General features: G+C 46.4%; 11 protein-coding genes. 3 read left to right on the top strand and 8 right to left on the bottom strand.

Annotated features, from left to right (window positions below; all coding sequences use genetic code 11):
- Window positions 1–21: 21 nt before the first annotated feature.
- The 5 genes from FEF09_RS18125 to rmuC all read right to left on the bottom strand — a co-directional run bounded on the left by FEF09_RS18125 (window position 22) and on the right by rmuC (window position 6,958).
- The gene (locus FEF09_RS18125) at window positions 22–534 is read right to left on the bottom strand and encodes a hypothetical protein (protein WP_146306422.1); all 513 of its coding nucleotides are present in this window, start codon (window positions 532–534) and stop codon (window positions 22–24) included.
- Between the two features lie 140 nt (window positions 535–674).
- Window positions 675–1,055, bottom strand: coding sequence for a response regulator (locus FEF09_RS18120; protein WP_146306421.1), 381 nt, complete (start codon window positions 1,053–1,055; stop codon window positions 675–677).
- 28 nt (window positions 1,056–1,083) lie between these two features.
- Entirely contained in the window at window positions 1,084–4,698 is a 3,615-nt protein-coding gene (locus FEF09_RS18115) for a response regulator (RefSeq protein WP_146306420.1), read from the bottom strand.
- A gap of 84 nt (window positions 4,699–4,782) precedes the next feature.
- On the bottom strand, window positions 4,783–5,475 hold the full coding sequence (locus FEF09_RS18110) for a basic secretory protein-like protein (RefSeq protein WP_146306419.1): 693 nt from the start codon (window positions 5,473–5,475) through the stop codon (window positions 4,783–4,785).
- Between the two features lie 61 nt (window positions 5,476–5,536).
- Window positions 5,537–6,958: a DNA recombination protein RmuC gene (gene rmuC / locus FEF09_RS18105; protein WP_146306418.1), complete on the bottom strand. Its 1,422-nt coding sequence runs from the start codon at window positions 6,956–6,958 to the stop codon at window positions 5,537–5,539.
- Between the two features lie 298 nt (window positions 6,959–7,256).
- Between rmuC and FEF09_RS18100 the strand changes: the two genes are divergently transcribed.
- Complete coding sequence (locus tag FEF09_RS18100; RefSeq protein WP_146306417.1) at window positions 7,257–7,862, top strand: porin family protein; 606 nt, start codon at window positions 7,257–7,259, stop codon at window positions 7,860–7,862.
- 81 nt (window positions 7,863–7,943) lie between these two features.
- On the opposite strand, the gene FEF09_RS18095 is transcribed toward FEF09_RS18100, so the two are convergent.
- Genes FEF09_RS18095 through FEF09_RS18085 form a run of 3 tightly spaced genes read right to left on the bottom strand, consistent with a single transcriptional unit; the run spans window position 7,944 to window position 11,907 of the window.
- Window positions 7,944–9,641, bottom strand: a complete 1,698-nt coding sequence (locus FEF09_RS18095) for a DUF885 domain-containing protein (RefSeq protein ID WP_261387577.1) — start codon at window positions 9,639–9,641, stop codon at window positions 7,944–7,946.
- 8 nt (window positions 9,642–9,649) lie between these two features.
- The gene (locus FEF09_RS18090) at window positions 9,650–10,897 is read right to left on the bottom strand and encodes an NAD(P)/FAD-dependent oxidoreductase (RefSeq protein WP_146306416.1); all 1,248 of its coding nucleotides are present in this window, start codon (window positions 10,895–10,897) and stop codon (window positions 9,650–9,652) included.
- Window positions 10,898–10,905: 8 nt separating this feature from the next.
- Window positions 10,906–11,907 carry a 4-hydroxyproline epimerase gene (locus tag FEF09_RS18085; protein WP_146306415.1) on the bottom strand — a complete coding sequence of 334 codons (1,002 nt, stop codon included), beginning with the start codon at window positions 11,905–11,907 and terminating at the stop codon, window positions 10,906–10,908.
- 227 nt (window positions 11,908–12,134) lie between these two features.
- Here FEF09_RS18085 and FEF09_RS18080 point away from each other — a divergent pair, with 227 nt between their 5' ends.
- Together FEF09_RS18080 and FEF09_RS31595 are read left to right on the top strand one after the other, a co-directional pair.
- Window positions 12,135–14,555, top strand: a complete 2,421-nt coding sequence (locus tag FEF09_RS18080) for a PAS domain S-box protein (RefSeq protein WP_222597019.1) — start codon at window positions 12,135–12,137, stop codon at window positions 14,553–14,555.
- Window positions 14,531–15,745 carry a response regulator gene (locus tag FEF09_RS31595; RefSeq protein WP_222597018.1) on the top strand — a complete coding sequence of 405 codons (1,215 nt, stop codon included), beginning with the start codon at window positions 14,531–14,533 and terminating at the stop codon, window positions 15,743–15,745. The genes FEF09_RS18080 and FEF09_RS31595 overlap by 25 nt, the downstream gene beginning before the upstream one ends.
- The last annotated feature ends 112 nt before the right edge of the window (window positions 15,746–15,857 follow it).

The following is a 15,857-nucleotide window of genomic DNA, read 5'->3' as shown; positions in this document are numbered from 1 at the left end:
CAATAGGTTTTTCGTTGGCACTCATAGTCTTATCCGGAGTATCAGGGATTTTAGGGCTGCTGTACTTTTGCTTATTAAAACCTGAATACGATGTAATATAATAGAAAAATCCGGTCGAAATCTATCGTCTGATAATAAAGACAAACTGATTCCTTCACTACAATCCACCGACACCTGTCTCCTTCGCAGCATCAGAAACCCCTGTAAAGGTATAAGGATTGGCTGCATCAGTAAGAACCCCGGATCGTTTGTTAAACGGTTATTGGAACCTTTTTTTAATTGAAGTACACAATTATTATGTACCAATCTATAAAAATAACCTCCAACCGAGTGTTCTATTTCCAAATATAATTTCTCTTCCCATACCTTCACAAAAACACTTCTTACCAGCCCTTCCGCATCCTCCATATTGTTCAGCATCATGCGTGCTTTCAAACAGAGCGGCTTATAATACTTCATGAAGAAATACTGATAAGCTTTTATTTCGCCCTCTTTAAGCGCACTAAGCATTGCCGAATCATCCATTTGCTGCATAAGAGTTGTTTTGGGGGGTACGTTAACAGTTGTTAACGTAAATATCCGTTTTCCAGCAGCTTAAAAGAGTTAATTACATGTTAACACGCATATATTATGCATTGTTTCACAGGTGAAAGATAGTTAATATTTGGGCTTTATTACATATTGAATTTATTTTTCAGGATGTCGAGTAGTATATCCTGATCGATGGGCTTGGAAACATATTCGGACGCACCGGCTGCGAGGCATTTTTCCCGATCCCCCACCATTGCCTGTGCGGTAACGGCAATTACAGGTATAACGGCTGTACGGGCATCCCCCCGTATCTTACCAAGTGCTTCATAACCATCCATTTCGGGCATCATCATGTCCATCAGTACAATACCGATGTCCGGCTGATCTGCCAATAATTGTAACCCCGTCTGTGCATCCATCGCTGTAATACAGTCATATCCTTTGGCTTTCAACACCATGCGCAACGCATAGATATTTCTGGTATCATCATCGATGATCAGCACTTTCTTTGAAGAGGAACCCATGCTATTTGTATTCTTAGTCTTTTAATGATCAACCTCTTGCATTATCATACAACCACACCCGTAACAGTGACACCAGCTGATCTATATCTACCGGTTTGGAGATATAATCGGAGGCGCCGGCTTTGATACATTTCTCACGGTCACCCAGCATCGTCTTGGCCGTCACTGCCAGTATCGGCAGGTGTCTGTATTTAGGGATGTCCCTGATTGTCCGGATCGTCTCATAGCCATCCATTTCCGGCATCATCATATCCATCAGTACGATATCTATCTTAGGATTATTTTCCAGCTGCTGCATGGCTTCCTTCCCATCCAGCGCAGAAACAATCGTCATCTTATGCTGTTCTAAAGCTTTCGTCAGGGAGAAGATATTACGTACATCATCATCCGCGATCAACACTGTTTTACCCTGTAATACTTCTTTTAATGGCGCCTGTTGCTTTTTTGCCGGCTTGTTATGACCCGCTTTCTCTTCTACCAGATGCAGGAACAACGCTACCTCATCCAGCATACGCTGATAAGAATGAGCCGTTTTGATCACAATAGAATCTGCATACTGGCGGATACGGTTTTCTTCCGCACGGGACAGGTTCTTACCGGTGAAAATAATGATCGGCAGATTCTCCAGTCCGGGATTGCTCTTCACTGTTTCGAGCGTCTCATAGGCATGCTGGTCTGGTACACCCATATCCAGAATCACACAATTGACATCCTTCTTCTGTAAAGCAGCCACGCTGCTACTTATATTACCGGTAATTTCCGTACTGACATTAAAGTTTTCAAGGAAGTAAGCCAGTGCTTCCGCGTGTTTCGGATTCTCCTCCACGATCAGCACTTTCTTCGGATTCTGCATCAGTGCATTCTCCAATTGCTGGAAGATCTGTGGCATCCTGTCCAGTGCCATCGGCTTGTTGATAAAATCTACGGCTCCTTTCTGCAGGCTCTCCTTCTTTGCTTCCAGTGAAGAAATAATATGCACCGGAATCGGACGGGTAACCGGATTGGATTTCAACGCTTCCATCACCTGCCATCCACTTTGTACCGGCAATACGATATCCAGCAGGATAGCCGCCGGCCTGTAACGCTGCGCCATCTCTATACCATGGTCACCGCGTACTGCCACAATACCTTTATAACCACGCTTACGGGTGAAGTCCAGCAGAATACCTGCATATCTGGTATCATCTTCTACGATCAGGATGGTCTTATCTTCCGCTTTCAGATTATCTCTGTCATCCGGTATTTCCTGTGGTATTTCTGTCGCGATATAATCGTCTCTTTTCTCTTTTGCTTTTACAGCTTCGTGATACACTTCTTCCGCCTGTTGCTGTGTAACCTCGTGTACGGGTTGTTGTTCTCTGCTGTCCTGCGGACGAAGCGGAATCGTTACCACAAACTCACTGCCATGTCCGGGCTCACTATCCAGACGGATCTCTCCTCCCAGCAGTTTCGCCAGTTCACGGCTGATGGAAAGGCCCAATCCTGTACCACCGTACTTACGACGGGTAGAACCATCTGCCTGTTTGAAGGCTTCGAATATCACCTGCTGTTTTTCAGCCGGTATACCAATACCTGTATCTCTTACTGCAAATCGTACAACAGACGGATCCTGCGCAACGGCAGTCACCTGAAGGGTAACAGCACCTTTCGCTGTAAACTTCAGAGCATTCGACAAGAGGTTTTTCAGGATCTGTTCCAGACGCATCTTATCCGTTTCTATCAGCGCCGGTGCATCTGCCATCACCTGAACATTCAGTGCAAGGTTCTTTTCACGGGCAATAGGACCAAATAAGGCCTCCATATCATTACAGATCTCATGTACCGGTACCGGTGCAAATTCCAGATCCATTTTACCCGCCTCGATCTTGGATAGATCCAGAATCTCATCAATCAGGTTTAACAGGCCCTTACCGGAACTCTGGATAACCTGTGCGGATTCTATCTGATCATCTGACAGGTTCTTTTCATTGTTCTCCGCCATCAATCTGCTTAACAGCAGTATAGAGTTCAATGGCGTACGCAGTTCATGGGACATATTCGCCAGGAACTCCGATTTATATTTCGTGCTGATCTCCAGCTCTTCTGCTTTCTTCTGTATTTCGAGGTTACGCTCTACAATCACCTGATTGCGGTCTTCCAGCAAACGGGAACGTTCTTCCAGTTCCTGATTGGCCTGTTGCAGTTCTTCCTGCTGTACGCGTAATTCCTCTTCGGAAGCCTGCAGCTTTTGCGCCTGTGCTTCCAGTTCGGTATTGATGTTTTCCAGTTCTCCGTGTTGTACCTGCAGCTCTTCTGACTGTGCCTGTGTTTCTTCCAGCAGTTCCTGTACACGACGGCGGTTTTCGGACGTATTGATCGCCACTCCGATGTTATGTGTCACTGATTCGAGGAATGCGAGGTCATTTGGCGTGTAGGCAGTGAGTGATGCCAGTTCGATCACACCTCTTACGTATCCTTCATAGTGAATTGGTACTGCTACAATATTCCGCGGACGGATCTCTCCGCTGGCGTAGCTGATTGTAATATTGTCAGGGCTGATATCCTGTAATAATAATGTTTTACCACTGGCTGCACATTGGCCCACCATTCCCTGTCCCACAGGAATTTCCCGGCGGTTTTCCCTGTTAGCCAAAGCAAAACTACCAGTCAGGTATAATTTATCAGCAGGACCACTGAGGTATAAAGCGGCTACCTGACTATGTGTATATTCTGCGAGGAATTCGATGATATGCGCAGTCAGTGTCTCTACCACTTTCTCTCCTACCATTTTATTGTTCAGACCAGCCACACCGGTCTGATGCCATTCCTTATCTGCCAGTTCATTAAAGGAGGTTTCCAGTGATGCCGCCATTCTGTTCAGTGATACGGACAGGCTGCCCAGACCATCTTTCTCTTCATCATTTACGCGGATACTGTAATCTCCGGCAGATATTTTCTCTGCGATACTCTGTATGATATTGATACGACGGGTAATTTCACGGTCTTTCTCTTCCAGTTCCTCCTGCAGGCGGGAGCGTTCTTCAAAGTCCCGCTTGACACGTATATAAAAGACGGAGGTAATTAACAGGGCCAACAATGCGGCTATCACGATAAGAATAGGTGTATAGCCGGAAATGCGATTGAGGTTTGCTGTACGGACAGCGAGTAATTTCTTTTCCCGGTCTTCCATGTAATTCACCAGCCTGCGGGCATCATCCATGATAATACGCCCGTTCTGTAAAGTATCGAAGCTGATGGTCTGTCCGTTTTTACGGGCCTGAATAGATTCACGTAATAATGACTGGCGGCGTACCACCAACAGACGTAATTGCTCTACGGCAACCTGCTGTTCGTTGTTGTCCTGCGTAAGATCCTTCAGATTATTCAGTGTGGCCTGCACACTATCATAGGCGCCTTTATAAGGGTCGAGGAAACGCTCGTCTCCTGTAAGCAGAAAACCGCGCTGACCGGTTTCCGCATCCTTCATAAAAGACAATGTACTTTCCAGTTTGAGTATCACCGTATTAGTGTGATCTACCCAGTAGGCACTGGCGAGGAGATTGCGAATACTAAAAAAAGAGGCAACGGAGCTCACCACCAGCAGTAGCAGGGATACTCCAAATCCAATCAGCAGATTCCTTTTAAAAGTAGCTTTCACTTTCATCCATTATAGTTAAAACCTGTAAATACTTAAGCCGTGTATATCATCAAAAGGGTCCCGCCCCTTACGAGACAGGACCTTTTGGAATTAAATCGCCGGATTGGCAGCATATTCTTTCCACAGTTCATCGAGTGTGCTTCCTGTAAGCTCCTTCCAGATATCAGCTGTGTATTTTTTTTCACGCATTGAGGAATCTAATTTCCTCACTATGTTCTTGTTCTTATGTTTTTCAATCCATATGAGGAAACGGGCAGTGATCCTGTAGCTCTGTGTGTAGTGCTGTTTTTCGTTAAATTCAGGCAAAGCCCATTTAGCGCCCGCATTATCTACACCCATCTCATTTCTCACATAATCAGCGATTCCTTCTGTGATCCAGCCCGGACCTGCATGGTGAGGATAAGCCTGCACGATGTGCATGGCTTCATGCGTTACGACATCAATATCACCCGGATGACTACGGAACCAGGCAGGATTGAAAGTAACGACATCTCCGCTGGTGGCTGCAACGCCGTCATAGGCAGGATCGATCACAAAAGTTACTTTTTTAGCTGTTTTCTTGTTGTAGCGCGCAGCTTCTTTCGGATAAACCTCAAAAAAAGCCTCGATCAGCCGTTTTCCGACAACAGTATCGAAATCAGGCGCCTTGTTCGTGTATTCGAGCGTATAGCCTTTACGGGTGATCGTTTCTGTCTGCTGCGCATGTGTCAGCGCCGGCAGTGTACAAAGGGACAGGCATAGCATCCCCACAGTTCTTTTCAGACCTTGAGTAGAGTGGACCATTAATTACGTGGTTGTTATTTAATACAAATTAAAAATCAGCCACAAAATAATCAATATTGTTTCACCTGGTATCCTCCCCTTCTCCCGGCTGCAATTCATCCTGTTGCAATGCGCTGTATCTCACACCCGCCTCTATTGGCTTTACGTCAGGCAGCGGATGCTTGAGCGCTGGTCCCAGACTGTACAATTTCCGTGCCTGTGGCACAAATCTGCTTTCGAGGGAGGCAACGGCATCGTTGTAGTGGTTGAGTACCGTTTTCAGACTGCCGCCTATGTTAGTGAAGTGTCTTAATAATACGTTTGTACGGTTGTACAATTCTATACCTGCCATCCGGATATCTTCGATATTCGCAGCTACATGCAGCTGTTGCCATACAAAACCGACCGTACGCAGCAATGTGATCAGCGTAGTCGGCGTGGCAAATACCACCTTATTGCGGATACCATCTTCTATCAGGGTCGGATCAGCCTGTAAAGCAGCTCCGAAGGAAGATTCGATCTGCATATACAGAATGACGTAGTCCGGAGAATGCTGCCACTGGCTCCAGTAAGCTTTGGCACTCAGTTTCTTCAGGTGATCGCGTACTGCCGCAGCATGCTGGTTCAGGAACACTTTGCGTTCTTCTTCGTCTTCTGTTTCAAATGCACGCATATAAGCGCTCAGCGGTACTTTAGAGTCAACGATGATAGTCTTTCCTTCCGGCAGTTTGATGATCATATCCGGACGTAATACACCATCTTCTGACTGTACAGACACCTGTTCATTGAAATCACAATGTTCTGTCATACCGGCAAACTCCACCACCCTGCGCAATGCAATCTCTCCATAACGCCCTCTGATATGCGAGGTCTTCAGTGCACTGACCAGATTATGGGTTTCCTTCTGTAACTTTTCGGTGCTTTGCTGGATACCAAGTATAAACTGGTTGATCTGTCCGTATTGTTGCTGACGGTTACTTTCCAGCTGACGCATATTTTCGTCAAAGCGGTGTAAGGTCTCATTCAAAGGTTTCACCAGCGCATCTATTGCCTGCTGGCGTTTCTCCAGATCACCCTTTGCATCTGTCACCTGCGTTTCAAGCACTGACTTCGCCAGCGCCACGAAAGAGGCATTGTTGTGTTTCAATGCTTCCGCAGAAATAGCATTAAAGGCTTCCTTCAGCTTCTCATTGGAATGATCGATAAACTCCTGCTGCTCACGCAACCGGTTCTCCGCCTCCCGGTAACGCGCCTCCCCGTTACTTTCTATACGGATAGTCTCTTCCTGCATGATCTGCAGACGGGTATTCAACTGCTCTATTTCAGATTGTTTATCCTGCACCTGGGTACGCAGGCCCCCCGCTGTCTCATTGAGGGCTGACAATTGAGTTTCCAGAACGGCAATGCTGGTTTTTAACTGATTACTCCTGATGACAACCTTAATAACCGCTCCCAGGGCGGCACAGGAGATCAAAGCGAAAATTATTACGATAAGATGGTCCATATTCGACCACAATGTTACTGGAAAACAATAATAAATAAAAAAAGAAGAGAAGCGTCCGGCAGGCAATAAAAGATACTTTTTTGCTATTCGTCGATAATTACGGCGGTTCTGTCCTGTTAGTGCCAGGTCATTTTAAACTACCGGCCTTAAACGACATCTAAGATCTGACAAAACTTTTAGGACATAATAATTATGATCTAGCATGAATTACGTATGTTTGCCCGCGAATTTTTTAGCCTGAATTGCGGACAAGCGACGTAATTCATTTTTGATCATCTGTAATCGTCAATTAGTATCTATGAAAAAAGGATTATTACTGGCAGGGATCCTTGCAGTAATTACAGGAACGGCAGCTACTGCACAACGTGTAAATTACGGGTTGAAGGCCACGTTAATGTTCTCTAACGTTAAGGGTGAGGGCATTAATCCGAACTATAAACCGGGATTTCAGGGAGGAGCTTTCTTCGAGTTCGATCTGTCAAAGGACAAAAAATGGGGTATCCAGCCGGAATTGCTTTTTACACAGACTTCAGCTAAAAAAGGAAATGACTTTGCCCAGAAATATGTGACCTATCACAATACCGAAGGCAGAGACAAGATCAAGATCAGTGCAGCAAGCATTCCATTACTGGTACGCTACTCACCGATTCAGGCGCTGACCTTTAATCTCGGTGCACAGTACACATATATGTACTTCATTGATGAAAATCTGCTGAAAGCTAACAGAGACGCCTTCAAGAAAAGCGACATCGGCGCTGTTGCCGGTGCACAGGTCAACGTTGGTAATGTTCGTTTCATCGGCCGCTACGTACTGGGCCTGACCAACATCAACAATGTTCCGGCGCCTCAGTACGACTGGAAGACACATCAGATTACACTGGGTATAGGAGTTGCTTTTAAATAAGCACTGCTACATCATCCGTATTGTACAATATTATCGGGCCTGCACTATGCTGCAGGCCCGTTTTTATTGAAAGTACAAAGCTTATAAGCTGTAAAAACGCCAGTTTGTTTTAAAATCCTTTCCAATCTGCTGATTGGTCAGGATGACACGGACCATCTCCACCGGCAGCGAATTCTCCTTCATCACCGCATCATGATATTGCTGATAAGTCATTTTACCGCTGTCTACCAGCTCTTTTTTCAGCGCCATAAACTGTAAGCCGCCAATCATATAAGCCACCTGATACAAGGGACTGTAATCGCCTTTAAATGAGCGACGCACTTCTCCCGCCGCATTCGCTCTCTCATGCCCTACCCTGTCCACCAGAAAATCAATACACTGCTGTGGTGTCCATTTACCCAGATGATAGTTCAATGAGAAAAGGATACGTGCACAACGGTGCATCCGCCAGAACAACATACCGATACGGTCTTCTGGTGAGCGGGGAAATTTCATATCCCACAGCAACATCTCCCAGTATAATGACCAGCCCTCTATCCAAAAAGGAGTATCGAAATTCCGGTAGGTCTTATAACGGTTGTTCATGAACTCCTCCAGTGCATGACCGGCAAACAGCTCGTGGTGTACAGTGGCACGCGAGAAATGCGGATTATTCCCTCTCATGCTCATCAGCTTATCTGCCTCTTCCATATCATTGACAGGATAGGAAATGCTCAGCACCTCTCCTCCTGTAAAAAAGGGATTCACCAGCTGTCTGTCAGGCGTCATCATTATCATACGCCAGGTCTCCGCGGCCAGTGGTGGTATCGTAATCAGGTTCTTTTCTTTCAGAAAGGCCATGGACTCATCATATATCTTCATGATGGCATCCGGCTGTTCACCGGCAGGCACATAGGTATTCTTCACCTTTTCCATCGCTTTATGCCAGTCTTTACCGAATCCCATTTCCTCACTGGCCTTCAGCATTTCTGCGTCGCAGAAGGCAAACTCCTTATTGGCAATTTCAATTAATTCTTCCGGTGAATAAGGAATCAGTTCATTTCGCAGCTGACGCACCAGCTCCTCTCTTCCGATCGGATAACCGACAATTCCACTCCCATCATCCTTGCCTCCCGGCATCGTTCTGATCTGTTGCTGCCAAAGCTCTCCATAGGCTTTTAACACACTATCGAGTTGTTTATACGGCGCCGGGATCCACCATGTAAACTGCGGATCATAGCCATCATAAAAATCATGAATACTATGTAACGCTGTCTGTAATCCTTTGGTGATAGCAGCCCCTCTGCGGAGCTGAACGATATTCAATCCTTTTGCTGTGCCCAGTTGTTTCGCTTTCTCCTGCAATCCCACAGACATCTCCCGTAAGGTCAGGGCCAATGCCTGTGCATCCTGTTTCGTGCCCCTTCTTCTCAGCTTCTCTGATGCATAGATCTTGTCTGCCAGTGGAAACCAGTCCGCCACCTGTTTATATTCTGTCTCTTCTACTTCCAGCTGTCTTACTTCCTCCTGTAGTTTAAGCCTGAAGAGGACATAATCTACACGTTCTCCGACAGCCAGTTTATCGAAATCCAATCTGTTCAGCTGTTGCAGATAATCATTGTAAAAGACTTTAAATCTGTCTCTTCGTTCGGGCGCATTTTCTATCCGGTAGAAACGCAGCAGACTACCCCTGTCAGCATTATAATGCTGTTGCAGCGATACCATGTCTTTTTCCTGCGCAGTGACCCGGCTGGTTATCAGGCAACCAGCTGTTAACAAGCAGTAAATCAATTTCATCATAAGTTCGTTTAACTGAATCTTTCAACTTTAAAAGGTGAGATATCCATGGATAGTGGTGCCTTGGATACCAGTTCGCCCACCAGCTTACCGGTCCCTGCCCCCAGACTGATCCCCAGCATAGAATGCCCGGTCGCTACGGTCACATTCGGATACCGTTCCAGCGTTCCGATATGTGGGAGGCCATCAGCGCTGCATGGACGATACCCATACCAGACATCCTCCGGTGATGGTAATGGGATATCATAAGCCGGAAAATATCTTTTTACAGACTCCAGAATGCCCTGTACCCGCTGCATACGTGGCGGTGCATTGAGTCCGGTAATTTCCATTGTACCGCCAAAGCGGATCTTGTTGCCATTCATAGGAGAAATGGCCACCCTCGCTTCGCTGAGAATCACTGAATGCCTCACTTTATAAGGCGCATTTTCAAAGGTTACAGAGTACCCGCGACCGCCTACCATCGGGATTTTTAACTGTAATTCCCTCGCCAGTTCCCTGCTCCATACGCCTGCCGCAACAACAATATGATCAGCTGCATATACGCCTGACTTTGTTTTGACGCCTTTTACCTTGTTGCCATCCGTAATAAACCCTGTTACCTCTTCATTGCCCCTGAACTGCACCCCATGACTACGTAACCAGTCTTTCAGGCTATTCATCAACTGATTCGGATATAACTGTGCATCACCGGGGAAATAAACCGCTCCTAACGCATTTATAGCCGTATCCGGCTCCATTTGCTGCAAGGTGGCCTTATCTATCAGCCGGGCATCCAACCCCAGCGCACGGGCTTCTTTAATGGTTTCTTCCGCATGGTGCGCATTCTCTTCCGTATTGAACAATTCCAGCATTCCCTGCGGATCATAAGAAAAATCCAGTCCGGGTACCTGTGTCCAGTCTTCATAGTGACGCTTGCTTAACAAGGCTATATCTCTCAGAGGTACAGCAGCACGCGCTACATGTTCTCTGGTCGCGCTTTTCATAAACTGCCATCCCCAGCTGATCATATCCGGACTCAGACTGGGCCGGATATAAAAAGGACTTTTCGCGTTCAGCATCCACTTTAATCCTTGTCTGACAATCCCGGGTGTAGCTAATGGCACGAAATGACTGGGACAAATGTATCCCGCATTGCCATAGGAACATCCCTGCTGCATATCTGTTCTGTCGATTACAGTCACTGTATATCCTGCCTGTTGCAGATAAAAGGCACTGCTCAGACCAATAATTCCTCCGCCAATAATGAGTACTTCCATAGTGTAGTTTAAATCACCTGTAATCCATATGCATACGGATCATCTTCCGGGTCTATTGTAATGGTATTATATCCGTAAATTCTGGCCCATCCTTCTATACCCGGTCTTATCGCCGGTACACCGGCTACCGTGGTCTCTTCTTCTATTGTTCCTATAAAGCGGGAACCAATGATACTCTCATGAATGAACTTGTCGCCTTTTTTCAGTTTTCCCTTTGCATACCATTGCGCCATGCGGGCGGAAGTACCGGTACCACAGGGAGAACGGTCTATCGCCTTATCACCATAAAAAACCGCATTACGGGCAGTAGACGAAGGGTCCATTACCGCACCGGTCCATAATACGTGTGAACAGCCATTTATATGAGGATTGTCCGGGTGTACGAAGGTGTATTTTTCGTTAATGCGCTTCCGCAGCTCTCTGGCCCATCCGATCAGCTGAGAAGCCGTATAATGCTCCAGTCCGGGGAAGTTCTCCTGTACGTCTACGATCGCATAGTAATTACCTCCATAAGAAACATCTACTTTCAGTGGCCCCAGATCCGGACATTCTACCACAAGGTCCGTTGCTGCCAGATAAGAAGCCACATTCGTCAGCTTAACGCTTTTCACTTTCTTTCCTTCCTGTCTGTACTCAATCAGTACCAGCCCTGCCGGTGCTTCCATGCGTACCAGTCCGGGTGTCTTCGGCTGGATCAGGCCCTCTTCAATGGCAATCGTAATTGTACCGATAGTGCCATGTCCACACATCGGCAGACAACCACTTGTCTCGATAAACAGCACGCCCACATCATTCGCCGGATCATGCGGCGGATACAGTATGCTGCCGCTCATCATGTCATGCCCTCTGGGTTCGAACATCAGGCCCGTTCTGATCCAGTCATATTCTTTCAGAAAATGATTCCGCTTTTCACTCATATTATTTCCGTGGAGCGCAGGTCCTCCTCCGGCTACTAACCTGACGGGATTACCACAGGTATGCGCATCGATACAAAAAAATGTTTTCTTCACGAGTCCTTTTGGTTCTGTTTAACAAGATTTGGTTGATTACCCTTTTTTCAAAAATACCGGTTGGGTCTGAATAGGATATTACAGGTTTTCACCAATGGTGTGCAGAAATTAACATAAATAAGTGAGACCGCACCAGATAAGTTTCTCCTGCCAGTCCCTGTCTTTTTTATTGAAAATCAGTATGTATTGATTATCTGACTATATTGCATCTATAGTTCCATGTCCATATGAATGAGAATGCTGCCCCCAAAAGTGAGATGGAAAGGTTAAGAGCGCTTCAGGAGTACGGGTTACTGCAGCTCATACCGCAGCCGTCCCTCGATCAGTTTAGCATACTGGCGCCCCTTATCTGTCATTTTCCCTTTTCCGCAATCTGTATTGCCGGAAATGACCAACAACTGATTATATCCGCTACCGCTGTACCCGGTGTACAGGAAACAGCGCCTGACTGGGGCTTTATGCAGCAGATCGTGCATAAAGGCTTGTTCACCGAAGTAACAGATACTTTAAATGATCCCCTCACACGCGATAACAAAGCCGTAGTGGCTGCACCCCATATACGCGCGTTCGCAGGTTTTCCGCTAAAGGACAAACAGGGTTTTCTGCTGGGCGCATTCATCGTCATGCATACCGAACCCGCCAGTCTTTCTGCTAACGAGCAGACCGCGTTATCCATCATTGCAGAAAAGATTTCAGATACGATCCAAACCAACCGGCGAAAAGAAGAGATGCATTATTTCACCAGACTATTCGATCTTTCCGAAGGACTGGTATGTATCACTGATTTCTCCGGCAGGTTATGGCAATTTAATAAGGCTTTTACCACAGTGCTCGGTTGGCCGGAAGCCGACCTGCAGACAATGTCAGCACTGGACCTTGTACATCCTGATGATACCGCCAGCACAGCAGCAGAACTGTCTAAAATGGGAGAAGGTCAATCAACCATTTCATTCTCCCATCGCGTCAGGACCAGCGACGGTGACTACCGCCTCATACAATGGGTAGCCACTCCCGAACCGCATACCGGAAATATCTTTGCCATGGGTAAGGATATCACCAGCGAAACACGCAAAGAACAGGCGCTGATTGAAAGTGAGACCAATGCCCGGACCTTCTTTGAAAACTCCCTTGGCATGATGTGCAGACATGATCTGGAGGGTAATATCACTTACGTTAATAAAGCCAGTGCCGATAGCGTCGGATACAGCATTGAGGAACTACTGCAGATGAATCTTTATCAGCTGATCCCGCAGCAATATCATGCTGATCTTGACCAATATCTCAGCAATATCCGGCTCAAAGGGAAAGTGACAGGACTGATGCATACCCAACATAAAAAAGGTTACATCCGTATCTGGCTGTTTAACAATGTACTGATCAATGACGGCAAAGGCAGCGCCTATGTCATTGGCAATGCCGCTGATATCACGGAAAGACACGAACTGGAAACAGATCTTAAACGTACCAAAGAACTGCTGGAACGTACCAATCAGGTGGCCCGGATCGGTGGATGGGAATTTGATCTCAGCAACCAGCGTTTATACTGGTCAACCGTCACCTGTGAGATACATGAAGTCCCCGCAGACTTCCTCCTCACTCCCGAAAATGCCATGTCTTTTTATACCGATGGCAACCGCACAGAACTGGACGCCGTTGTACAACAGGCGACCATCAGCGGTACACCATGGCAGATAGAACTACAAATTACCACCTGGCGCGGCAGAAAGTTATGGATCAGATCCATCGGACATGCGGAGTTTGAAGATGGCGTGTGTAAAAGACTATACGGTACCTTTCAGGATATCGACGAAAAGAAAAAAGCGGACCTCGCCATTCAGCAATCCCGTCAACTACTGGAAGATGTATTAGAATCTGCCTCTGAAGTCAGCATCATCGCGACGGACCACGAAGGCATTATCACCCTCTTTAACAAAGGTGCAGAACGCTTACTTGGCTACCATGCCGGCGAAGTCACCGGAAAGGAATCCTGGACCATTCTGCATGCCGAAGAGGAGATCATTAACCGGGGCATTGAATTATCCGCTATATCCGGACAGCATATCGAAGGTTTCGGGGTATTTACTTACGTCCCCGAACTGGAAGGCTCCGAACGAAGGGAATGGACCTATATCCGTAAAGATGGTTCGCAGATCATCATATCAATGGTGGTAACACCCATAAAAGACAATGCCGTCATTACCGGTTATCTGGGTATTGCGGTGGATATCACTGAAAGAAAAAAGGCAGAACGCGACCTGAAAGAAGCCAAAATACAGGCGGAATACGCCAGTAAAGCCAAGTCCGAATTCCTCGCCAATATGAGCCATGAAATACGTACACCGCTCAATGGGGTAATCGGATTCACCGACCTTGTACTCAAAACCGCATTAAATGAGACACAACAACAATACGTGGCCATCGTCAATCAATCTGCCAATTCCCTGCTGAGTATCATTAATGACATACTGGACTTCTCCAAGATAGAAGCCGGTAAAATAGAGCTGGATATCAGCAAATGCGATATCTATGAATTCAGTAGTCAGGCCAGCGACATATTAAGTTTTCAGGCCCAGCAGAAAGGGCTGGAAATGTTGTTAAATGTCTCCCTGAACTCCCCCGATTTATGTGGGCAGATATCGTCAGATTAAAACAGATCTTACTGAACCTGTTAAGCAACGCGGTTAAATTCACCGAAAAAGGAGAAATTGAACTGGAAATAAAACCGATCGCCTACCCCTCTCTAGGTATGACCACCATCCGTTTTGAAGTAAGAGACACCGGTATCGGCATCCGTAAAAATAAGCAGGAAAAGATCTTCGAAGCCTTCCTGCAGGAAGACATCTCAACAACTAAAAGATACGGTGGTACCGGCCTCGGTTTAAGCATTTCCAATAAGCTGCTGGCCCTGATGGGGAGTAAATTACAGCTGGAAAGTGCAACGGGGAAAGGCAGTACCTTCTTCTTTGACCTGAATGTCAGAACGGAAGACGGCGAACCAATCGAATGGGGTAACATGGATCTGGTCAGGGATGTACTGATCGTGGATGATAATATCAACAACCGCACGATCCTTAAAACCATGTTGCAGCTAAAAAACATCCGTTATGATGAAGCGGCCAATGGCATTGAGGCCCTGCAATTCCTGATGACCAGTCAGCATTATGACGTCATCCTGATGGATTACCATATGCCGGTCATGGACGGCATCGAAACTATCCGCAAAATCAGAGAAAATTTCAGCGATCTCGATAAAGACCCTGCTATCATCCTGCTGCATAGTTCCGCCGATGACGAAAAGCTGATCAAAGCTTGCGAAGAACTGCATGTCAATCAACGGCTGCTCAAACCCATCAAGATACAGGAGATGTTTCATGCCCTGTCCCATTTGTTCATTAAAGAAGACGCTGAGAATACACTACAGGTGAATAAAGAATCCAGAAAAATCAAGGGCAATATCAGAATACTCATTGCTGAAGATAATCCCATCAATATGCTGCTGGCCAGCACTATTATCCGTAAAATCGCTCCGGCGTCCCAGATTGTAGAAGTAAAGAACGGCCGGGAAGCCGTGGAAAGCTGCGAACAGCATCTTCCTGATATGATCTTTATGGATATCCAGATGCCGATCGTGAATGGTTATGAAGCTACCGGCCGGATCAGAGAACTCAGTCCCCATGTACACATCCCTATTATCGCACTGACAGCCGGTAATGTGAAAGGAGAACGTGATAAATGTATAGCAGCCGGCATGGACGATTTTGTGACCAAACCTTTTGTAGAAAGCAATCTGGTAGCAGTATTTGAGAAATGGCTTACCCGGCGTTCCGTCGGACGGTAATTTTCTCCGTGCAAATGCCCGTCTGTTCTGTACTTTTTACCTTTTTCCAGCATTAAACCCTTACTACATCGATATTACGTCATTATTTGTCCGTTCATAAACGAAGGAATAG

It is taken from the genome of Chitinophaga pinensis (assembly GCF_007896845.1).
GTDB classification, from domain to species: domain Bacteria; phylum Bacteroidota; class Bacteroidia; order Chitinophagales; family Chitinophagaceae; genus Chitinophaga; species Chitinophaga pinensis_C.
This window is presented reverse-complemented; position numbering and strand designations above follow the sequence as displayed.

Bases quoted from the DNA above. Each gene is read 5' to 3' on its own strand.
- FEF09_RS18115 (WP_146306420.1), bottom strand. From the start codon at position 4,698: ATGAAAGTGAAAGCTACTTTTAAAAGGAATCTGCTGATTGGATTTGGA.
- FEF09_RS18110 (WP_146306419.1), bottom strand. From the start codon at position 5,475: ATGGTCCACTCTACTCAAGGTCTGAAAAGAACTGTGGGGATGCTATGC.
- FEF09_RS18125 (WP_146306422.1), bottom strand. From the start codon at position 534: ATGCAGCAAATGGATGATTCGGCAATGCTTAGTGCGCTTAAAGAGGGC.
- FEF09_RS18120 (WP_146306421.1), bottom strand. From the start codon at position 1,055: ATGGGTTCCTCTTCAAAGAAAGTGCTGATCATCGATGATGATACCAGA.
- FEF09_RS18095 (WP_261387577.1), bottom strand. From the start codon at position 9,641: ATGATGAAATTGATTTACTGCTTGTTAACAGCTGGTTGCCTGATAACC.
- FEF09_RS31595 (WP_222597018.1), top strand. From the start codon at position 14,531: ATGTGGGCAGATATCGTCAGATTAAAACAGATCTTACTGAACCTGTTA.
- FEF09_RS18100 (WP_146306417.1), top strand. From the start codon at position 7,257: ATGAAAAAAGGATTATTACTGGCAGGGATCCTTGCAGTAATTACAGGA.
- rmuC (WP_146306418.1), bottom strand. From the start codon at position 6,958: ATGGACCATCTTATCGTAATAATTTTCGCTTTGATCTCCTGTGCCGCC.
- FEF09_RS18090 (WP_146306416.1), bottom strand. From the start codon at position 10,897: ATGGAAGTACTCATTATTGGCGGAGGAATTATTGGTCTGAGCAGTGCC.
- FEF09_RS18080 (WP_222597019.1), top strand. From the start codon at position 12,135: ATGAATGAGAATGCTGCCCCCAAAAGTGAGATGGAAAGGTTAAGAGCG.